Genomic DNA, 20,233 nt, shown 5'->3' on the forward strand with positions numbered 1-20,233 from the left:
TATTGATACTTATTATAAAGAATTAGATCTATTTTTGATACCTAGATATTCGATATAGTGAAATAGAAGGAGTGATGATATGCACAAGCAAACCGTACGCTATTTAATCGGGGGTATTTTTGCTTTAGTTATTGCTATGGGCATCGGCCGTTTTTCGTATACGGTTATTTTACCTTATATGCAAGAAACTTTTGAATTTAGCCGAGCAACAGCAGGTTACTTAGCAACAAGTAATTACTTAGGTTATTTGGTTGGAGCCTGGGTGGCAGGTCGTTTACCAATAGGGAATAAACGTATTCTCTTTTTGCAAATTACCCTTGTTATCAGCATTTTAACAACAGCCTTCATGGGCTTTACAAATGTAATCATCATTTGGTATTTATTACGATTTATCTCGGGTGTTGTGAGTGCTTTTATTTTTGTTGTTATAACAAGCCTTATACTAGACCAGTTAGCCAGCAGTAGTCATATGCATCTATCGGGGCTGTTCTATAGTGGGGTGGGAATAGGGATTGCATTAAGTGCGGTAATTGTTTCACCAATCCAAGCTGTTTTCCATTGGAATGGAACTTGGATCGTATTAGCTTTATTTAGTATTGTATTGTTTGTCTTGATTGTACTATTCATTAAGCCTATTACACCAAGTAAACAACTAGTGGAAAGCCAGATAATTTCACAGAAAACGCCTCCTCAGTCTTGGATAAAATGGTTAATCATCGCTTATAGCTTAGAGGGGCTTGGCTATATTGTCACAGGCACATTTATTGTATCAATTGCACAGGAGTCGGCAAGCTTTCATGGAGATGCAGCCTTTGTATGGTTTGTTGTGGGTGTTGCAGCAATTCCCTCATGTATCGTTTGGTCTAAGCTAGCACAACGTTATGGCTATGTGAAAATTTTACTCATCTCTATGCTACTGCAAGCGATAGGTATTGTTTTACCTGCGCTAGCTACAAATTCGATGACCCTTTATGCTAGTGCCTTCATTTTTGGGGCAACCTTTATGGGAATTACAACTGTTTGTACAACATTAGCGAGGAAACTTGCCCCAGTTAATAGTCATCAAATGATAGGTTATTTAACGGCTGGCTATGCGCTCGGACAAATGATTGGTCCATCCATTGCAGGCACACTTGCAAGTTACACAAATAGCTATCAGTATGCCTTAGTTGGGGCTTCCTTAGTAGTAATGCTGGGAGGATTATGTTTAATAGGTGGCGTAAAATATGATAGAAGCAACTAAAAAAAGTAAGTAAGGTATAGTGCGCCTTACTTACTTTGAAATTAATGGATATCTCGTTTCTTAAAGTTACCACCACGAACTTCTGACACATCAGAAATGACTACAAAAGCGCCTTCGTCGATGTCTTTAATAATCGAAACTAATTTATTTTCTTCCATACGGTTAATGACACAGTTTAAGATTTCTGTTGGTTCATTGGAGAAACCACCACGTCCATGTGTATAGGTAACACCACGTCCTAAGCGGGCTTGGATAGCGTCTCCAATCTCCTCGGATTTTCCACTAACAACACGAACTTCTTTTGATTTTTCTAAACCAACTTGGATAATATCGATAACATTTTTGGCAATATAGTAAGTTAACGCTGAGTAGAGAGCACTCTCTAAGCCAAAGATAAAGCTTGCCCCTAAGAAAATAAAGGCATTGATAAATAATATAATATCGCCGACTGAAAATGGAATTTTACGTGATAATAGTACAGCTAAAACCTCTGAGCCATCTAAAGCGCCACCATTTCGTAGGACAATTCCAATACCCACACCAAGGAGCATACCACCAGATAAGACAATTAGGAGGGGATCATTTGGGCCTAAAATGGTTTTAACGTCATGTAAAAGCACTGTAGAAATCGATAAAGCTGCAATACCAGCACTACTCATTAAGGCAAAGGTTTTTCCAACTTGCTTGTAGCCGATATAAATGAACGGAATATTTAATACAAAGAGCAGTACGCCTAACGGGATACCAAAGAGGTGCGCACCCATAATACTAAGACCTGTTACACCGCCATCAATGACAGCATTCGGAATTAACACGGCCTCTAGTCCGTATGCAGCTATAACTGCCCCAATAATGATCATAATTAATTTTCGTATATTTTCTAGTGACTTTCCTTTTTTCATAAATCTTCTCCATTTCTCTACGTCAATAGTACCTAAGGCTTTGGAATAATATTTAAAGCAATTGTTTTAGTCTCCAAACCTTTATTTGAGTCGGTCATATTATAGTATTTAGTTAATAAATCGTTTAATTCATTTTCAAAGTTTTTGAATTGATCGTCCGTTAACGTTAAGTCGATTAAAGAAAAAGTTGCTAAATCTGTTGTGCTTTCTTTTTCATCAAGTGAATGCAAATAATTTTGATATTGAGATAGTAAAGCCAATTGATAGTAGGAAATATAATTTAATTTTTGCTTGGTTGTGAGTTGAGTCCAATCCTCCTTACTAAGTTTTGCTGCTCCTTCATTTAATGCATAAAACTTCTCTGTAACAGAACGAACTTTTCGCTCTTTCACAATTTTTATGATATTTTCATCGACTAAAATTTGGATATGACGATATAGAGTGGCTTGTGGTACATCTTTAATGACAGAAATCATCTCCAATGTGCTTAAACCCTCTTCTTTATTGTGCATCAGAGCTTGTAAAATTTTCATTCTCACAGGGTGCATTAATACCTCTGCTTTATTACGCATAAACCGATCCTCCTACCAGAAAATGAGATAGTATCAAGGGAAGCAATCAAATGTTATCAATTTGAGAACATTATCAAAAAATATACTATAGCGTTTTTTTAAAGATGTACAGTAAAAAGGTAATGAAATTTTTTCATTCTTTTGTTATCATTATTGATAATGATAATGAAAGGGGTTATAAAAATGAAATTACACTATGGTTTTGAAGACTTAAATCAAATTGATTGGGCAAACATACTACCAATTCTTTTACCATTTGTACTCGTAGGTTTTTTACTTATCACTGTTGCACTAATAGATTTATATAAACATAGAGATAGCAGAGAAAACATACTAATGTGGGCCATTATTATTTTGTTCTTTAATACAATTGGTTCTGTTCTATATTTCGTGATGGGAAGAAAGGATGTCAATAAACGTGCGCTTAGAAATTAATAATATTACGAAAAAATTTAAACAGAAAACGGCAGTAAGTAGCTTTTCAATGGTTATAGATTCGAATGAATGTGTAGGGCTTATTGGACCAAACGGGGCAGGAAAATCTACATTAATTCAGATTATTGCTGATATTCTTTATGCAGATGCAGGGGACATTGTACTTGATGGGCAAAAAATTTCAAAGATGAAAAATCATATTGGTTATTTACCACAGTACCCTAATTTCTTCTCGTGGATGACAGCCTCTGAAACTTTAGCCTTTATGGGGACACTTTCGGGTATTTCGAAAAATCAATTACAAAAAGACATCCCAATTCTTCTGGAAAAGGTAGGCTTAGGGAAAGAAGCATATGCTCATGTTGGAACATTTTCAGGAGGTATGAAACAGCGTCTTGGAATCGCACAAGCTTTATTACACAGGCCAGCTTTCATCATTATGGATGAACCAGTTTCAGCCCTAGATCCAATTGGTAGACGTGAAGTGCTGAATCTATTAAAAGACATAAAAAAAGAAACGACCATATTACTTTCTACACATATTTTAGCCGATGCGGAGGAAGTTTGTGAGCGCTTTGTGGTCATTAAAAATGGTTACAAAATAGAAGATGCAACAAAATTAGAGTTACTTAATCGCTATCAAGATTCAGCTATCTTTTTAGCGGTTCAAAAGAAAGATGTGAAGTGGCTAACAACGATTGAACATTTACCTTATGTAAAGAGAATCGAAAATTGTGGGGAAGGTTTTAAAGTATATGTCAATCACTTGGAAAAGGACGCCCATCGATTGCTACAGTACGGATTGGATTCAAATGTACTATTTACAAAGTTTGATCTTGGCCTTCAAGAAAGCTTAGAAGAAATATTTTTAGAATTGGTGGTGTAATTTGAAGTGAATACGTTTATAGCACTAAGTAAAAAAGAAATGAATCAAATGACAAAGGAATATAAAGTCGTTTGGCTACCAATCGTCTATATCCTCCTAGGTTTAACTCAGCCGATTATGATGTATTTCTTGCCTGCTATTTTACAATCAATGGGTGGTATAGAAGGGATTATAATTGATCCAACAATGGCAAAGCCAGGGGGAGAAGAAGTGCTTGCTTCAACCCTTAATTCGCAATTTGATCAATTAGGTATAATCATCCTTGCTATTGCAACGATGGGTATTATTCAAGGAGAAAAAGCGAATGGAATGATGGCCTTCATTTTAACAAGGCCAGTATCAATCACATCCTACTTAAACAGTAAACTCCTTACTCATTATATTTTAGCCGTCCTATGTATTTCGCTTGGCTATGCAATGTCCCTTGGCTATACATCTTATTTATTTACCTCTGTACCGATAATGCGCGCATTGATAGCTTTAGCATTTTATTGTATTTGGCTGTTGTTCATCATTACATTTGTTGCCATGATGAGTACATTTTTTAATAGTACACCATTTATTGCTTTAATTAGTATTGGTGTCTTATTTATTTGTCGTTTTTGTGCTGGTTTACATCCATTCTTAGATGTCATAAATCCAGCTAGTAATAGTTTGTATGCTACAACGATAATCATGACAGGTGACATAGAAAAATGGTATAGCTTTAATATAATTGTCACACTGTTACTTGTACTATTCATGATGGCTATCATGCATCATTTTATTGCCAAAAAGAAATTTTAATATGGAGGAAATCCTCGACAAATGAATGTAAAAGTAAATCGAAGAAGCAAAATTCCATATTATCAACAACTCACACAGCAGTTGCTTTTATCCATAGCGACTGGAAGCTTAAAAAAGGGGGAACATTTGCCTTCAATTCGCCAGCTAGCAGCACAAACAAACCTCAATCTGCATACAGTTCATAAAAGCTACAAAGAGCTTCAAAAAAAGGGGATCATCACCATTAAGCCTCAGTCTAGAGCATTTGTTATCGTAGATCCTAATAAAGCAACGACTATTTCATGTCACCAAATAGCTATGAAAGTGGAGCAATTATTGATAGAGGCTTATATTTTAGGCATGAAAAAATCTCAACTAAAAGAAATGTTTTATGACATTTTACAAAAGTATTATACGGAGAGTGAAAGAGATGGCTACTGATAACCTAGTGACCATCTCTTACTATTTTTATTAAATTAAAAATACAGCAACTATCGTTGTCACAATCAGTCCAATGACTACAGGAATTAAATTTCGTCTTGCCAGCTCAAATGGGCTGACATTACAAATAGCAGCTGCTGGGATTAATGCCCAAGGAATCAATGCGCCGCCGCCTACCCATATAGCTGTGATTTGCCCTAAAGCAGTTAAAGTGGCTGTTCCCCCACCAATAGCATTCCCGAATAGACTTCCAACCGAACCTGCTAAAGAAATTCCAGAGAAGCCCGAACCATCTAACCCCGTAATAGCGCCAACAACTGCTAGTGTGACAACAGCAATTTCCTTTGTTAACGGAACTATTGCTGCAAGACCGACACCCAGATCATTGACAATACCGTGTGAAGTAGCGGGGAGGTGATCTCCAAGAATTTGTGTAAAGCCAGCATCTCCAAGATAGAAGAAAGCAGCAATTGGAATTACGGGTCCGAAGACTTTAAAGCCGAATTGAAATCCTTGAATCAAATAACTTGTTGTCTTTTCTAATCCCGCTGATTTATGAGCAACCATACTAAGCAACAATAAAATAAAAACAGAGGTTCCACCGATTAAAGCCGTTGCATCGCCGCCCGTTAAATTGAATACTGACATAGCGATAACGTCTAAGATAAAGGCAATAGGAATAAGTACGGCGAAGAATCGTTTTTGCCCAATTGACAGTAAGTTTTCCGCAGTTTCTTGTTCACCATCCTCCTCCTCATTGTTGCCAGTATTTAAAAGTAGCGTTCCTCGTTTCATATCACGTCTTAAAAAAATATAAGCAACAATTGTCGTTACAACGCCCATTGTGATAACAAGCGGAATACTGGCTGAAACAACATCTCCAACAGGGATACCAGCAGCATCAGCCGTTAATTTTGGAGCCCCTTGAATGACAAAATCACTCGATAATGCAATACCATGCCCAAATAAGTTCATCGCCATGGCAACCCCCAGTGCTGGGAGGCCCGCCCGAATCGCAACAGGCAAGAGCACGGCTCCTAATAGCGCTACTGCAGGTGATGGCCAGAAAAACCAAGAAATAAACATCATTAAAAGTCCAATCGTCCAATAAGCGAGTGCGGGTGTTTTAATGATCTTTGTGAAAGGGGCCACCATAACCTCATTAATACCTGAAGACATCATGACCCGACTCATCGCCACGATAATCGAAATAATAAGAATCGTTGATAGCAGCTCAGTTATGGCATAAATAAAGCTGTTAAACACACCACTTATGGACGAGGTAAAATCACCAGTTGCAACAATCGCTAGCATAAAGATGCCTACTACACAAATGAGGGTGGTATCGCGACGTTTAACCATAAATCCGATGATGAGCACAATAAAAACCACGTAAATCCAATGGAGAGCTGTGAATTCAATCCCCATACGTTTCCCCCTCAATATTCTGATTCTATAGAATATGAAGAGAAAAAAAGATGGTGCTGATTTTAAAAAATTTTGATCCTGTGAAAAGCAGTCTGAATTAATGGGTAATTAAAATAAATTATCGGATGTAGATCAAGTAATCATAAAAGGTGAGGAATTAGAGCTTGCCATTAAAAATGAAAGTTGAATTAACTATTAAACGAGTAAAGGTGAAGCAATAATCAGTTCTATTGACTTTATCGTCTTAACAATTTATTATATAGACCAGTCGTTATAATTTCGGAGGGGAAAATGTCTAGAAATCAAGAAAGTAAAATGAAAATTTTATCAACCGCGTCAACACTGTTTCAAAAACAAGGGTACCATGCTACAGGATTAAATCAAATTATTAAAGAGTCGGGTTGTCCAAAAGGTTCGCTTTATTATTATTTTCCTGAAGGCAAGGAGCAATTAGCGACAGAGGCAATTAATCGAACAAAAGATTTTGCTGCTCAAGAGTTGAGAAATTTATTTTCACAGCATGATGATGTAATTAAAGCTTTAGAGTGTTTTTTTGGTCAATGTTTAAGTTTCAATCCAAAAATTGCACATGATGGAATTCCACTAGCACTTATTTCTTTGGAAACTTGGCATATGAGTGAGCAACTTCGTTTAGCATGCAAGAATGCCTATGAAGAACTTATCATGATATTAAGAGAAAAGTTTATCCAATCAAATTGGCCCCCTGAGGAAGCTACAGAAATGGCGTATTTAGTCTTTAGCATGATAGAAGGTGGCAGTATTTTCGTACTCACTTACAAATCAAATGAGTCACTTAAAAGAATCTGTAAAAGTATCATAGAATTAATAAAGTTAAAGCAAAAGGAAATTCGCAGAAATCTTAGAAATGAGCTTTAAGATCTCGTAAAGTTCGAAAGGAGGAAGTTGGTAAATGCCATTGGATAACATTTCAAGTAACTTATAGTACAAAATAAGGAGTGCTTGATATTTGCTAAAATCATATATTCATTCATTTTTAAACTCAAAAGAAGAGGGGTTTAGTGGAAATATCTTAGTGGTTGATCAAGGAGAAACAATATATAAAGAATCATTTGGAAAAGCTAATTATGAATGGGATATACCAAATACAGCTATTACAAAGTTCCGTATTGGATCTGTAACTAAAATCTTTACTACCATTGCAATTTTAATGCTAGTTGAAGAGCAAAAGTTACAGTTACATAATACTGTAGATAATTTTATTCCTAATTTTCCAAAAGGTAACCAAATTATGATCGAACATCTATTAACGCATACATCTGGCATTGGTAATATTACTGATCAACCTGATTTTTTATTAAAATCTTATCAACTACAATCACCAGATGATTTAATAAATTGGATTATTTCTTGTTCATTCAAATCTATACCAGGGAAAGAGTTTAATTATTCTAATTCAGGATACATTGTATTAGGTAAGATTATAGAAATGACAAGTGGTTTAAGTTATGAAGAGTTTCTTAAACAAAAGATTCTTCAGCCTCTATCTATGTTAAATACTGGACTTGATTATAACGTGGCTATTCAAAAGTATAAAGCAAGCGGTTATGAGTTAGAAAAAAATAATATTTATCATGCTAGTTTCATCAATATGTCTAACACCTATTCTGCTGGTGGGTTATTTTCTACAGTAGAAGATTTACAATTACTTGATGATGCAATAAAAAATAATTGTTTACTATCGAAAAATATAACAACTCAGATGCTTTTATCAGGTCGTTTTGGCCATGGATATGGATGGAACATTACTAAGACAAAAAAGAATAATACGCTCATTTTTCATCATGGCGGGATTAATGGTTTTACTTCCTCCTATTTAAGGTTGATAGAAAGTGACGCAACAATTATTGTTTTAAGTAATATATCTACGTTGTTAACATCAACTGTTGCCAATCAAATTGTAAGTTATATAGAGAATAGAGACTAGGGGTACAGACTCTTTTTCATATGAGAAGAAACATGATTACGGCTTAGGAGTTATTCCTAAGTCTTTTTGAAATAGTATAATTAAAAGGTTGCATTCGGTACGCAAAGTGCTGGTAAGCCCATATAAATTGCAACAGAGAAGATTAGTGGTTCATATAGCGCAACAGTTGTTAATGGAAGAAACAGGGATATACATCGTCAACTCATAACAAATCACTTTAAGATGAAAGGCATACAAATTGTTAGACAATAACTAGCAGTTTGTGTGCATTTTTTATAGGTTATTATTGAGTAACTCATATCGCAAATTATCTCCATATACCGGTCTGATCAACTTAACACCATCTTTTTTGCATTTATAAATTTTCTCTTAAAAGGTACTTCATATTATTTAGTTACCTACCCAAAACAAGATATTTGAAAGAAATGAGTTTATAGATTAAAATACTTTTATAGATTATCGATAATCTATAATCCATAATATATAACGCTTTTAGCTAATCACCCTATACACTGAACTATGTTAAAATAAAAAGATATAAATTTATTGGAGTGGTTTAATGGGGTTTGATGAAAATTCAATTTCAAAAAAAACAATTTCTGAGCAAATAGCTGAACGATTATTATTCCGCATATTTTCTGGTTACTATGAACAAGGTCAGCGCTTAATAGAGGCAGAAATTGCAAAGGAGTTACAAGTAAGTCATGCACCTGTCCGTGAGGCTCTATATCTTTTACAAAAAGATGGTGTAGTTGAAAAAGTACAACATAAAGGTGTAAGAGTGAAGATTATAACGGATCAGGAATTAAAGGATTATTTGGAAGCGCTTTATCATCTATTGGATATTGCACTAACCAAGTGTGAATCTAAATGGACTGCCGATTTGCAAAATGAACTATTATTTCGATTTGAAGCTATGAAACAAAGAAAGTCTGCTGAAAATATTTATGAATATGTTGTTTCGTTTGCCCACTTGTTACAATTGTTTTTTGATGTTACAGGAAATATTGCTATGCTACGATTCTTTAAAGAAACAATATTTGTTACAAATGTAGCTGCACAAACAAAATGGAAGATGAATCTAGTTGAATCCTATCATATGTCCATCAATACTTTTATCAAGTGTATAGAAGTGTCGGATTTTGATCATGCACGAGTAGCTATTAAGGATGTTATTTTATGGTACCAATTTAAATAATTTTATGGGGGTAACATAAATGAAAGCTGCAGTTTGGCATGGTGTGAAAGATATTAGAGTTGAAGAGGTTGAATTACGCGCTTTAAGAGAAGAAGAAGTGAAAGTAAAAGTAGCGTGGGCTGGTATTTGTGGAAGTGATTTGCATGAATACGAAGAAGGTCCGGTTTTCGTACCAGTTAATGAAAAAGCTGATTTAACAGGTGAAGTTGCCCCACTTACAATGGGACATGAATTTGCTGGTATCATCGAAGAAGTTGGCTCTAAGGTTACTGACTTTAAGGCTGGGGACCGAGTTGTCATCAATCCTACATTAACATATAGAAATAAACATGAAGAAGTCGATCGTTATGATGGATTTAACTTTATTGGTTTACATGGAAACGGTGGATTTGCGGAATATGTTAATGTCCCTGTAACGAATATACATCGTTTAGCAGATAACTTAACATTACAAGATGGTGCACTGGTAGAACCAATGGCTGTTGCTGTACAAGCTGTTAAAGATGCTGGGGTTACATTAGGTGATTCTGTTGCTGTATTTGGAGCTGGACCAATTGGATTATTAACAGTAATCGCTGCAAAAGCATCAGGTGCTAGTAAAGTTATCGTATTAGATTTATCCGATGATCGATTAGAAAAGGCAAAAGAATTAGGTGCAACCCATGCTATTAATTCAGGTAAAGAAAATCCTGTACAAGCAGTTCGTGCGATTGTTGCAGATGGGGTTGATGTATCCTTTGAGGTGGCAGGAGTTGCTCCTACCTTTAAACAAGCAATTGATGTAACAAAACCTCGTGGTAACATGATGATTGTTTCGATTTTTGCAAGACCAATCGAATGGAATCCAATGCAACTTACAAACACAGGTGTTAATGTATTATCATCCATTGTTTATACACCGTCAATTTTCCAAAGAACAATTGATGCAATGAGCGCTGGTCAACTAAATCCACAAGGGATCATCACAAGTCAAATTGACCTAGATGAGATTGTTGAAAAAGGATTCAAAACGTTAACAAATGACAAAACACAATCTAAAATTTTAGTCGAAATAAGCGGAGAAAAATAAAATTGAGAGGAGTATGGCTGATGACAGCCATGCTCTTTTTTTATAGTCTGGAGGAGTATGGAGCTTAAGAAAAAATGACAAAAGGAATCGAGAATGAACTTCTCGACTCTTTCAGTAACTTAATCTCTTTCTCTAGCTCTCTGTGTGTCTCTAATATTCTTTTGAACCGTGATGGATGCAAATAAACTTAGAACAAATGACATACCATAGAACCCTTTTTCGCTTAAAACAATACTCCCAGCATTATATAACCCAATGCCCATTAATGAAATAGATACAATAAGTGCAACCCAGCTAATACCATAATAAATACTAGTAACTGGTATTCCCTCTTCTTTATCTCTTACTGCTTTTTGTAAGGATATTGCTGAATAGAGTCCAAATATTAAAACAGCTAGGTAATATCCTTTTTCGTTTAGTTGCATCGTTGCATTAAACAAGCCTATAAAATATGCCGTAACACCTACTAACAATGCGCCCCAGGAAGCCCCCTTGAAAGCAGCAGTTGGTTCCCCCTCTTTTCTTTCTACTTTAACTTTCGGATTAGGCTGCTTTTCCTTATCTAATGAAGACTCATTTTGATTAGACAATATCTTTCTCCTCCTTCTATCACTGTATAAAAACATTCTATCATTCTACAGGGAGGTTATGAGAATAGAAATTTTTCTAAATCTCGCTCTTCAATAATAAAGTTAATTTGGCTGTTATTTTTACTGGAATATAGAGTTAATATGGCTTTCTCAAATCTGAAAGCACTCTTATCATTCCTTGGTAAAATTGTGTTCTACACCGAGAACAATTTTTTGCTGTGATTTGCTGTAATTATTTTGAACAGATAAGAGCTAGGTGTATAACTTTTTTTCATATTATTCAAATAGACAGCTGAATATGTTAGGTGTATATGTCTGCCTGTTGTTGCTATGTCTACCGCTTATTACGATTCGTGCCACCGATGAAAAAATAATTGAAATGGTTGATAAAGCTGTGAATACCACCGTTTATAGATTTAATTAAATCGCTAGTCCGATCACTTAGAAAGTGATTGCGCCACTGTAACCAACTTTTTTACTCCTTCTCTTAGCTGTTTTTCGTTTGCATAGGAATAGCTTAAACGTATCCAGGAGGATAGTTGTTTTAATGGATCACAAACTTGACCTGGCACAAAGGAGATCGATTGTGCGATGCTTCTAGATAATAATAATTCAGTTGGAAGATCGTCTGGGAGCTGTACCCATAAATTTAGACCGCCTTTTGGACTGTTCCATCGCCAGCCTGTTACAGCCAGCTCTTCCTCCATAATTTCCTTTCGAATCTGTAGGGCAATCCGGATTTTCTCCAAATGTTGTTGCAATCTTAGTGAGGAGAAGTAATGGAGAAAAATTTTTTGATTGAGAAGTGGTGAGCCATTATCAGCTAGCGATTTTTCTGTTAATAGTGATTTCATTAATGATGATGGACAAATAACAGTTGCAATTCTCAAACCAGGAGAGATGTATTTGCAAAAGCTTCGGATGTAAATGACTGTCCCAACACTATCAAATGTGTAAATTGGAGCTGGTGGGGCTTGGTCAAAATAAATGTCGTGATAGGCATCGTCTTCTATTATTAGAAACCGATAGTGCTCAGCTAATTCCACTAATCTTTTGCGCTGCTCAACAGAAACCGTATAACCAGTTGGATTATGGAAGGTAGGGTTGAGATAAAATAGGCGTGGCTTGTATTTTTTAATATAGTATTCGACCTGTTCTAAATCGTAGCCCTCAGGGTGGATATCCACCGTAACAATCTGAGCTCCTTGTGCTTTAAAGATATCAATCGCAGCACTATAGCTTGGACGTTCAAATAAAACGACGTCTCTTGGCTTAATAAAAGCTTGAGCAATTAAGTGAATGGCTTGCTGTGAGCCAGATGTTATTAACAGTTCATCTGGACTCAAATGTGTTTTATAGTGGTTGATAAAATATTGGGTCAGTGTCTCACGTAGCTCTAAATCACCCTGCACCGTTGAGTAGGTTGCCAGTACTTTCGGATATAGGTCAAACACTTCCTTCACGTAATTTGAAAAATAGTGATTAGGCAAAAGATTAGGATCAATCAATGCCTGAGAAAAATGATAGGAAGCAGATGGCTGATGGATTTCGGATAAATGATTTTTTTTTACGTATGCTGAAACAATGGGATTGTCCTGATCTAAACATTCAATATATTTAGTTACAATTGATTGGACAAAATAGCCTGATTTATCTTTTACATAAACTTTGTCATGCTGTTTTAATAGTTGATAAGCTTTTAATACCGTTAGCCGATGGACATTCATTTCAGATGCTAATTGCCGGACGGAGGGAAGCTTTTCATGTTCTTTCCATTCTTTACGCTCTATTCGGTGCAGTACATCATCATAGACTTTCTTAAAAAGATAATCTTCATTTTGATTTGCTTTGCCCACATCGATTCCTCCTATTCAAACCGATTGTACCACAAACCAAATTGATCTGTTCTATCCTTTTTAATCTGTTCTATCCTACTTCTTTTATGATAGAAAAAGAGGAGGAGTTTGATATGGTAATGATTAATTATTTCTTTATGTGTTTGATTTTTGGGACAACATTTTTAGCAATTAAAGTTGGTGTTGATGCAGGAGTTCCTCCGTTTTTATCAGCTGGTCTTCGTTTTTTCATTGCCGGTTTACTACTATTTAGTTTTATGGTTTGGCGCGAAAAAACGACAATCCGGTTATTATTTCGAAAAGAAATGTTTTTTACAGGAGTGGCCTTAACCTTTGGAACGTTTGCCACATTATATTGGGCAGAACAGTATGTGACATCTGGAATCGCAGCTGTCTTATCTGCTACAGGTCCAATGATGATTATTGTTATTCAGACATTTATATTGAAGCAAAAAGGAGACCGAAAATCATTTATTGGTTGTGTTGTCGGAGTCATTGGTGTTACGTTCTTAATCTTACCTAGTTTTGCAATTGAGATTAGTCCCTTCTGGATGGTAGGCTGTTTCGCTATTATTTTAGGTGAAGTTTTCTATGCATCTGGGACAATTTATACGAAGCATGTCATCCAAAAATTTGGAACAACATCTCCAATTGCTTTAAATGCAGCACAAATGATACATGGAGGGATTTTATTAATCATTTTGTCACTTTTTACTGAGAACATTCAGCTTCATTATCTTTTAAGTCCAGCTTCAATGGGTTCTCTTTTTTATTTGATTATTTTTGGTTCAATGATTGGTCACAGCATCTATTATTGGCTTGTGTCACGAACAAATCCTGTTTTTCCGTCCACATGGCTGTATATCTCTCCAGTAATTGCCGTTATATTAGGTGTTACCTTCTATCATGAATATATTTCGTGGTTAACAGGAATAGGTACGCTGACGATTATTGTTGGAACGGTTCTAGTCAATTTTGAAACATTGAGAGAGTTGCTTTGGCGGAAGAGGACTATTCTTCAGGATATAAAAGAATAATAAAATCTAATAATAAAGGGGGAAGAAATGATGAAAATTTCTAAGGGAGTAGAGATTCTGGAGCTTAAATTTAACGGAGCCCTCATTCATCCAACGCTTTTATGGGATCAGGAGATGGCTGTTTTAATTGATACTGGATGTTCAGGCCAAATGGGAGATTTACGTAAGGCAATGGAAGATGTAGGCGTGTCGTTCAACCAATTAAAAGTTGTGATTTTGACACATCAGGATATCGATCATATAGGCAGTCTTCCTGAAATATTGCAAAATTGCGGTAGTCATATAAAAATTTATGCGCACGAACTAGATAAGCCTTATATTCAGGGGGATTTACCGCTTTTGAAAGACGGGCACATAGAGAATCCACCCAAGGGGAAAGTGGATGAGACCTTGAAAGACGGTCAAGAGCTACCATATTGTGGGGGAATACGAGTTATCCATACGCCAGGACATACGCCTGGCCATATTAGTTTATATTTGAAGCAAAGTAAAACGCTTGTTGCCGGCGATTCGATGTATAGTGTAAATGGTATATTGGGAGGGATTCATGTTCCAACCACTTTAGATATAGAGGTTGCTCAACAATCTTTAAAAAAATATGTAGACCTAGACATTGAATCGGTGATTTGTTATCACGGAGGATTATGCACGGTGGATATTAAAGAGCAGATTCAAAAGCTTTGAATCTTAAAAATAATGATTAAAGATGAAATTTCCTTAGAAAACCAAATGTTTAGAGGCTCGCTCGAACCGTAACAGGCAAGAGTACAGCCCTCCAACGCTTGTAAAACTTCTGTTTTATTGTGAGCCAGCTCATGTTATAATGAGGCACTTAAGATACTTAAGCTCTTTTTTATAACGGATGCCAAGAAAAGCCTCCGCGGAACGATTAAATATGGAGGTGTAAGGAAATGAATAAACGTTGGACGATTGGTGAAATTCAGAAATTTGTTGAGAACAATTCAGAAAGTAAGTTGCTAACGACTGAATACCATGGTTTTTCTCAAAAGCTACAATTTAAATGTGCATGTGGTACTAACTTTGAAAAAACATTTACGAAATTTAAAAATAAAAACCAACGAAAATGTGATGTATGCCAACCGCCAAAAGAGTCACGCTAAACGTTTGCGGCCATTCTAATACTATTAGTGAACATTAAAAACATCTCACTTCTATGTTCTTTATAGAGGGGGGTGTTTTTTTTGATTGGATTATTACAGTATAAGATTTATGCTGAAGGAAATTGAGAAAAAACATTCAATTTAACATTCTTTATTAATGAAATACAAAGATAAAAGCCAAACCCTTGATACATGTGGGTTTTGGCTTTTTTATCATTTTTAAAAATTAGGTTTTCCTCTACGAGAGGATTCATTATTAACGAAAAAAAGATTGTAAAATAACAATCTGTGATATATATTGGAGATTATGATTTTTTTCGACATCTCAAAATCATAAACAAAATTTCATCAATAGACAAGTTTTGAGAGGGAAGTGAATAATCAAGATGTACCTTTATCCCCTATTAGTAGTGATTGCAGCTAGTAGTTTTGGTATCGTTTCAACTATTATAAAACTGGCAATGCGTAGTGGCTTTTCTGTATCTGAGGCAGTTACAAGTCAGTTTTTTATCGGCTTTTGTATAGCAGTATGTATTTCCTTAGTTACAAATAGATCAAATTTTAGCTTTAAAGGCGTTAAAATCCTTCTGTTTGCAGGCATGTTAACAGGGTTAACAAATATTTTATATGGTCATTCTTTAAACTTTTTGCCTGCTTCCTTGGCAGTAGTATTACTGTTCCAATTTACATGGATTGGTATGCTGATTTCTTGTATCACAAAACGGCAATTTCCAAGTAGAATTGAATTCATTTCTTTAATTATATTAGTAGCTGGAACCATACCAGCTGCAGGCATAATTGATGTTGATTTGTCTCAAATACCTTTTCAAGGGTGGTTATGGGGTTTAGCAGCTGCTCTTTGTTACTCCTTATTTTTATATGTAAACGGAAAGACAACCGCAAGTATGACAACCTCTAATCGCTTAGTATTGGTTTCTTTCTTCGCTTTCATGACGACTGCGGCTTTTCAGTCTCCAGAAATTATTTGGAATGGCACTTTGTTTAACGAAGGACTGTGGATTTATGGTTTAGCATTGGGGTTATTTGGCATGATTATACCAGTTTTCTTATTCACAATTGCAGTGCCTAAAGTGGGATTAGGTATGTCATCCATATTGAGTGCTGTTGAATTGCCAATCGCGGTGATGGTATCAGTTATCCTCTTAAGCGAAACGGTTACAACTTTGCAAATAGCAGGTATTGTCATAATCGTTATCGGTATCAGTTTACCAACTTTGCTTGATAAAGATGGATTATTAAAAAATGTAAAAGCTAAATACAGAAAATCTGACAAAGTAGCAAAAGGATCTTCGATTTGAAGATCCTTTTTTTCATGTCAATTAAGCGATGTCATAGCAAAAGAATCATTAGGTCCTTTCTGTATTTATTTAATGACGTACTATTTTTTTGTTCATACGCTGTTCATATTGTTGTCATAGGCAGTACACCTTCATTGTATAAGCTATCCTTAGCGGTTTATGAAAGTAGCCGAGATAGATTGATAGGGAGAAGAGTATGAAAGGGAGGTGTGGCACGAGAAGAAAGGAAAACACAGTTATCGCTTGCTGTTCTATACCCTCGTGCCAAAATAATGAAAAAAACGATAACCTTTATAAGTAGAATAGTAGTAGGTTTAATTATAGCCATATTACTTTTATTAGCGGTTGTTTTCCTTGTTGATATTGTTTGTAGCAAAATGGAGCAAGGAAAACTAGAAACTTATGGTCAGTCTGTCACCGTAGATGGGAAAAAAATGAATGTCTTTATCCAGGGAGAAGGAGAAGAAACCGTCGTACTCTTACCTGGTTATGGAACAGCAGCACCAGCACTTGATTTTCAACTACTAGTAGATGAATTATCTCCATTTTACAAGGTTGTGGTCATTGAGCCTTTTGGTTATGGATTAAGTGCTCTTACCGAAAAAGAAAGAAGCACTGAGAATATTGTTAGTGAAATCCATGAAGCATTACAGCGCCTTCAAATTGAGCGTTATATTCTAATGGGTCACTCCATTTCAGGCCTTTACGGATTGGATTATGTGAACAAATATCCAAACGAAGTAAGTGCATTTGTCGGGCTGGATAGTAGTGTTCCGACAATAAGTGAAAGAAAGATTGAACCTTCAGTAATAACTACTTTAAAACTACTAAAAAAATCAGGTTTAGCTAGATTGCAGGTGAAGCTTAGTGATGACCCATATGTCGAACTACCCTATGATGAGAAAACAATAGAACAACTGAAAATTCTTAAGCACAAAAATATGTATAATCTCAGCCAGTTAAATGAAGCTGAAATGATGTATGCTAACTTTAAAGCGGCTGAAAGTTTAATATTCCCTAAAAATCTTCCAGTTATTTTGTTTATACAAGAGAAGCATCCAGTAACGGACAGATGGGTACCAGAGCATAAAAAACAAATAGCTAATTCTGTCCATGGGAAAGTGATGACATTTGAAGGGGATCATTTCTTATATCGTACAAAAGCAAAAGAAATCGTTGAAGACTTTAGAGAATTTATGAAAGAGATAAAGTGAATGTTCTAAGAAAGATTTTTTATTTCTAAATGGAAAAAAACAGATTTAATTATTGTATTGCTTAATAGTGAAGTATTTAGTGCGTATGAGCAGCAAGCATATTATTATAGACCTAATTATTAACAAATAACCAGGCGCTCAAATGAGAACCTGGTCTTTTTTTGTGAACCATATGTTTTAATCCCAATGTTTAGATCTCAGAGCGGAAGTTATTACCAAGGTTGCTACCCAAACCAAAATAATGACGAAAATTATAAATTAGTGGACTCCATTTATTTGGATCAATATGATTTTCGTCAATAATTATTTCTTCGTGGGCATGTACTTGTGTCGTTTGGGTCTCAACGATAGCAAAATTAGGAGAATAATCTGGAATACGTATATGTTTTACCTTTGCTTCGATTTGAATAGGACACTCCATAATTCGAGTAGGAATAACCGTTGTAGACCCAATAGGTGTTAAGCAACTAATATCACATTTCTCTTTTCTAAATGTAAAACCGATCTGTTTCTTAAAATCTGGAACTGGATTTTTTCCTGTGTAAGGAGCTAACTGTTCCACGTTTTCCCAGAGAGAGGGGTCGGGGATATTTATGACACATTCAGGATGATGTTCTAAGTTTTCAATTGCCTTTCCTCCAAGACCAATCCCTAAGATAATGCAGTCTCCTAATACCCAAGAAGAAGATAAAGGGCTAATATTTACTGTTCCATCCTCATTTAACGTACTTAGTAAAATTACAGGAAATCCATAATATAAAATTTTAGGATTTATTATTTTTGTATTTGGCATTTGTTGCATTATTTTCAATTTTAGTTCCTCCCATAAATGTTTTCACTGTCAGACTCATTGTAAAATATAAACATTTCGACGTTCATCGAAGTGTTGATTACAAAATTGATACTTCAATCTATAATGTTGAGCAAAGGTATAGTTTCAAGTCTCCCTATTGCGAAAGTCCTGAAAGTAACCAGTCCGACGCTTGATCATTTTGTACAAACTTATGAAGAAAAATTGTTACAAGCAGTAGCTTTATCTGAGAATCAAAGGCTTTCAGAAGCCTTCCAAATAAAATCTTTTTCACAAGAAATAGAGATGATTTGCAAGAAATTGCTTTTAGGAAGAGGATAAAAGATAGAGAAATGAAATGAGTGAGGTTGATGGATCTTTGGGTATAAGAGGGAGGCTTCAACTTAATTGACAATGATAATCGTTATCGATAAGGTAGAGATAGGCGAGAGCCGTCATCACTACCTTTTTATATTTTGGTAATGAATAAGATGAAAACTATAATTCAACCCAACTACCGAGGACTAAACGAATTATTATTGAAATGAGGTATATAAGTATGAAAATCGACGTAAATCAGCTTGCAGAGCATTTAGCAAACACTCCTTTCCAAGTAAAAGGAATCTATCGATATTCTAGAAATACAGGTGTACCTTTCGCTGATTATACAGATTCTTTTCCAGGATTTGTTTTTCCCCTTTCTGGAAAAATAGAATTTCAATTTAATGGAACCCCTTACATCTTTTCACCAGGAAAAGTTGTACACGGGGGAGCGAAAATGAAACTAAATCAAAAAAATTTTGATGATGCAAATTGGGAATATATTCTGGTTTTGTACAGGATATGTACGGAGAATTTAGCAGAGACAAGCTTTTCACATCAGCATTTTGAATTACCGATAGGACAATCTCCTCGTCTAATCGAGTTAATTATGCGTCTATGGCATGTAAATAATCAGAGTGGAGGTATATCAATGTTTCAGACAGAAATGCTATTTCGTGATGTACTGAATGAAGCATTATTATGTGTGGCTAATCGACAAAATAGCTGTGCGTCACACACTCTATTCGAACGAATAACTACTTATATTCATGAAAACTATTATCAAAGCCTTTCCATTACCTCTCTTGCCGAACAATATAACGTTAATCGAAATCGACTATCTTATATATTTAGAAAGCATGCAGGGATGGGTCCAGCAGAATATTTATTAAACTATCGTATAAACATGGCTCAAAAAATGCTATTTACAAGTGATGTGCCTGTACAACAAATTGCAGAAACGGTGGGAATTACTGACCCCTTTTATTTTAGTAGAGTATTCAAGAAGCAATATGGTATCTCTCCTACTGAATATCGAGATAAGTTCATCAATAATCCATGCTAAGTTCACCAAGCATC

Annotated in this window: 22 protein-coding genes; 16 read left to right on the forward strand and 6 right to left on the reverse strand. The window is 35.4% G+C overall.

The window, feature by feature from the left end; translation table 11 throughout:
- The first annotated feature begins 79 nt into the window (after positions 1 to 79).
- Positions 80 to 1,243, forward strand: coding sequence for a YbfB/YjiJ family MFS transporter (locus tag AC1RFD_RS01600; RefSeq protein WP_492474435.1), 1,164 nt, complete (start codon positions 80 to 82; stop codon positions 1,241 to 1,243).
- A gap of 41 nt (positions 1,244 to 1,284) precedes the next feature.
- Here AC1RFD_RS01600 and AC1RFD_RS01605 read toward each other — a convergent pair whose 3' ends face one another.
- Positions 1,285 to 2,145: a YitT family protein gene (locus AC1RFD_RS01605; protein ID WP_048391185.1), complete on the reverse strand. Its 861-nt coding sequence runs from the start codon at positions 2,143 to 2,145 to the stop codon at positions 1,285 to 1,287.
- A 32-nt stretch (positions 2,146 to 2,177) separates the two neighbouring features.
- On the reverse strand, positions 2,178 to 2,717 hold the full coding sequence (locus AC1RFD_RS01610; protein ID WP_048391183.1) for a transcriptional regulator: 540 nt from the start codon (positions 2,715 to 2,717) through the stop codon (positions 2,178 to 2,180).
- Positions 2,718 to 2,900: 183 nt separating this feature from the next.
- On the opposite strand from AC1RFD_RS01610, the gene AC1RFD_RS01615 reads away from it, so the two are divergent.
- From AC1RFD_RS01615 to AC1RFD_RS01630, 4 genes are read left to right on the forward strand one after another with little or no spacing between them, the layout of a single operon-like run.
- Positions 2,901 to 3,152, forward strand: coding sequence for a PLD nuclease N-terminal domain-containing protein (locus AC1RFD_RS01615; protein ID WP_054550645.1), 252 nt, complete (start codon positions 2,901 to 2,903; stop codon positions 3,150 to 3,152).
- A complete protein-coding gene (locus AC1RFD_RS01620) occupies positions 3,136 to 4,038 on the forward strand; it encodes an ABC transporter ATP-binding protein (protein WP_054550646.1) in 903 nt (300 codons plus the stop codon). The genes AC1RFD_RS01615 and AC1RFD_RS01620 overlap by 17 nt, the downstream gene beginning before the upstream one ends.
- A gap of 6 nt (positions 4,039 to 4,044) precedes the next feature.
- Positions 4,045 to 4,824: an ABC transporter permease gene (locus AC1RFD_RS01625; protein WP_048391181.1), complete on the forward strand. Its 780-nt coding sequence runs from the start codon at positions 4,045 to 4,047 to the stop codon at positions 4,822 to 4,824.
- 21 nt (positions 4,825 to 4,845) lie between these two features.
- Positions 4,846 to 5,244 carry a GntR family transcriptional regulator gene (locus tag AC1RFD_RS01630; protein WP_054550647.1) on the forward strand — a complete coding sequence of 133 codons (399 nt, stop codon included), beginning with the start codon at positions 4,846 to 4,848 and terminating at the stop codon, positions 5,242 to 5,244.
- Between the two features lie 30 nt (positions 5,245 to 5,274).
- Here the strand turns inward: AC1RFD_RS01630 and AC1RFD_RS01635 are convergent, their stop codons facing one another.
- Positions 5,275 to 6,672, reverse strand: a complete 1,398-nt coding sequence (locus tag AC1RFD_RS01635) for a hypothetical protein (RefSeq protein WP_369580602.1) — start codon at positions 6,670 to 6,672, stop codon at positions 5,275 to 5,277.
- 291 nt (positions 6,673 to 6,963) lie between these two features.
- Here AC1RFD_RS01635 and AC1RFD_RS01640 point away from each other — a divergent pair, with 291 nt between their 5' ends.
- The 4 genes from AC1RFD_RS01640 (at position 6,964) to AC1RFD_RS01655 (ending at position 10,905) form a co-directional block, all read left to right on the forward strand.
- Positions 6,964 to 7,569, forward strand: a complete 606-nt coding sequence (locus tag AC1RFD_RS01640) for a TetR/AcrR family transcriptional regulator (protein ID WP_048391175.1) — start codon at positions 6,964 to 6,966, stop codon at positions 7,567 to 7,569.
- A gap of 91 nt (positions 7,570 to 7,660) precedes the next feature.
- Positions 7,661 to 8,638: a serine hydrolase domain-containing protein gene (locus AC1RFD_RS01645; RefSeq protein ID WP_492474436.1), complete on the forward strand. Its 978-nt coding sequence runs from the start codon at positions 7,661 to 7,663 to the stop codon at positions 8,636 to 8,638.
- 559 nt (positions 8,639 to 9,197) lie between these two features.
- Positions 9,198 to 9,836, forward strand: coding sequence for a GntR family transcriptional regulator (locus AC1RFD_RS01650; protein ID WP_048391171.1), 639 nt, complete (start codon positions 9,198 to 9,200; stop codon positions 9,834 to 9,836).
- A 19-nt stretch (positions 9,837 to 9,855) separates the two neighbouring features.
- On the forward strand, positions 9,856 to 10,905 hold the full coding sequence (locus AC1RFD_RS01655; RefSeq protein WP_054550650.1) for a 2,3-butanediol dehydrogenase: 1,050 nt from the start codon (positions 9,856 to 9,858) through the stop codon (positions 10,903 to 10,905).
- Positions 10,906 to 11,024: 119 nt separating this feature from the next.
- Here the strand turns inward: AC1RFD_RS01655 and yiaA are convergent, their stop codons facing one another.
- Positions 11,025 to 11,495 carry an inner membrane protein YiaA gene (gene yiaA, locus AC1RFD_RS01660; protein ID WP_048391167.1) on the reverse strand — a complete coding sequence of 157 codons (471 nt, stop codon included), beginning with the start codon at positions 11,493 to 11,495 and terminating at the stop codon, positions 11,025 to 11,027.
- A 437-nt stretch (positions 11,496 to 11,932) separates the two neighbouring features.
- Positions 11,933 to 13,351, reverse strand: coding sequence for an aminotransferase-like domain-containing protein (locus tag AC1RFD_RS01665; protein ID WP_492474437.1), 1,419 nt, complete (start codon positions 13,349 to 13,351; stop codon positions 11,933 to 11,935).
- Between the two features lie 113 nt (positions 13,352 to 13,464).
- On the opposite strand from AC1RFD_RS01665, the gene AC1RFD_RS01670 reads away from it, so the two are divergent.
- From AC1RFD_RS01670 to AC1RFD_RS01690, 5 genes are all read left to right on the forward strand, one after another.
- A complete protein-coding gene (locus AC1RFD_RS01670) occupies positions 13,465 to 14,388 on the forward strand; it encodes a DMT family transporter (protein ID WP_054550652.1) in 924 nt (307 codons plus the stop codon).
- A 30-nt stretch (positions 14,389 to 14,418) separates the two neighbouring features.
- The gene (locus tag AC1RFD_RS01675) at positions 14,419 to 15,072 is read left to right on the forward strand and encodes an MBL fold metallo-hydrolase (RefSeq protein WP_387254708.1); all 654 of its coding nucleotides are present in this window, start codon (positions 14,419 to 14,421) and stop codon (positions 15,070 to 15,072) included.
- A 227-nt stretch (positions 15,073 to 15,299) separates the two neighbouring features.
- The gene (locus AC1RFD_RS01680; RefSeq protein WP_387254706.1) at positions 15,300 to 15,509 is read left to right on the forward strand and encodes a hypothetical protein; all 210 of its coding nucleotides are present in this window, start codon (positions 15,300 to 15,302) and stop codon (positions 15,507 to 15,509) included.
- A gap of 386 nt (positions 15,510 to 15,895) precedes the next feature.
- Positions 15,896 to 16,828, forward strand: a complete 933-nt coding sequence (locus AC1RFD_RS01685; protein WP_054550654.1) for an EamA family transporter — start codon at positions 15,896 to 15,898, stop codon at positions 16,826 to 16,828.
- 272 nt (positions 16,829 to 17,100) lie between these two features.
- A complete protein-coding gene (locus AC1RFD_RS01690) occupies positions 17,101 to 18,042 on the forward strand; it encodes an alpha/beta fold hydrolase (protein WP_492474867.1) in 942 nt (313 codons plus the stop codon).
- A 190-nt stretch (positions 18,043 to 18,232) separates the two neighbouring features.
- Here the strand turns inward: AC1RFD_RS01690 and AC1RFD_RS01695 are convergent, their stop codons facing one another.
- A complete protein-coding gene (locus AC1RFD_RS01695; RefSeq protein ID WP_269898837.1) occupies positions 18,233 to 18,853 on the reverse strand; it encodes a flavin reductase family protein in 621 nt (206 codons plus the stop codon).
- A gap of 72 nt (positions 18,854 to 18,925) precedes the next feature.
- Here AC1RFD_RS01695 and AC1RFD_RS01700 point away from each other — a divergent pair, with 72 nt between their 5' ends.
- Positions 18,926 to 19,174 (forward strand): opine metallophore biosynthesis dehydrogenase, encoded by a 249-nt coding sequence (locus AC1RFD_RS01700; RefSeq protein WP_492474438.1) that lies wholly within the window; start codon positions 18,926 to 18,928, stop codon positions 19,172 to 19,174.
- A 217-nt stretch (positions 19,175 to 19,391) separates the two neighbouring features.
- A complete protein-coding gene (locus AC1RFD_RS01705; protein WP_054550658.1) occupies positions 19,392 to 20,219 on the forward strand; it encodes a helix-turn-helix transcriptional regulator in 828 nt (275 codons plus the stop codon).
- Positions 20,220 to 20,233: the final 14 nt, after the last annotated feature.

The sequence above is a fragment of the Lysinibacillus sp. GW823-FHT02G10 genome, from assembly GCF_058797135.1.

What these genes read in the sequence shown, in the direction of transcription:
- AC1RFD_RS01685 (WP_054550654.1), top strand. Translation starts at nt 15,896, where the DNA reads ATGTACCTTTATCCCCTATTAGTAGTGATTGCAGCTAGTAGTTTTGGT.
- AC1RFD_RS01610 (WP_048391183.1), bottom strand. Translation starts at nt 2,717, where the DNA reads ATGCGTAATAAAGCAGAGGTATTAATGCACCCTGTGAGAATGAAAATT.
- AC1RFD_RS01635 (WP_369580602.1), bottom strand. Translation starts at nt 6,672, where the DNA reads ATGGGGATTGAATTCACAGCTCTCCATTGGATTTACGTGGTTTTTATT.
- AC1RFD_RS01690 (WP_492474867.1), top strand. Translation starts at nt 17,101, where the DNA reads ATGAAAAAAACGATAACCTTTATAAGTAGAATAGTAGTAGGTTTAATT.
- AC1RFD_RS01630 (WP_054550647.1), top strand. Translation starts at nt 4,846, where the DNA reads ATGAATGTAAAAGTAAATCGAAGAAGCAAAATTCCATATTATCAACAA.
- AC1RFD_RS01655 (WP_054550650.1), top strand. Translation starts at nt 9,856, where the DNA reads ATGAAAGCTGCAGTTTGGCATGGTGTGAAAGATATTAGAGTTGAAGAG.
- AC1RFD_RS01670 (WP_054550652.1), top strand. Translation starts at nt 13,465, where the DNA reads ATGGTAATGATTAATTATTTCTTTATGTGTTTGATTTTTGGGACAACA.
- AC1RFD_RS01705 (WP_054550658.1), top strand. Translation starts at nt 19,392, where the DNA reads ATGAAAATCGACGTAAATCAGCTTGCAGAGCATTTAGCAAACACTCCT.
- AC1RFD_RS01650 (WP_048391171.1), top strand. Translation starts at nt 9,198, where the DNA reads ATGGGGTTTGATGAAAATTCAATTTCAAAAAAAACAATTTCTGAGCAA.
- AC1RFD_RS01640 (WP_048391175.1), top strand. Translation starts at nt 6,964, where the DNA reads ATGTCTAGAAATCAAGAAAGTAAAATGAAAATTTTATCAACCGCGTCA.
- AC1RFD_RS01605 (WP_048391185.1), bottom strand. Translation starts at nt 2,145, where the DNA reads ATGAAAAAAGGAAAGTCACTAGAAAATATACGAAAATTAATTATGATC.
- AC1RFD_RS01680 (WP_387254706.1), top strand. Translation starts at nt 15,300, where the DNA reads ATGAATAAACGTTGGACGATTGGTGAAATTCAGAAATTTGTTGAGAAC.
- AC1RFD_RS01615 (WP_054550645.1), top strand. Translation starts at nt 2,901, where the DNA reads ATGAAATTACACTATGGTTTTGAAGACTTAAATCAAATTGATTGGGCA.
- AC1RFD_RS01600 (WP_492474435.1), top strand. Translation starts at nt 80, where the DNA reads ATGCACAAGCAAACCGTACGCTATTTAATCGGGGGTATTTTTGCTTTA.
- AC1RFD_RS01675 (WP_387254708.1), top strand. Translation starts at nt 14,419, where the DNA reads ATGAAAATTTCTAAGGGAGTAGAGATTCTGGAGCTTAAATTTAACGGA.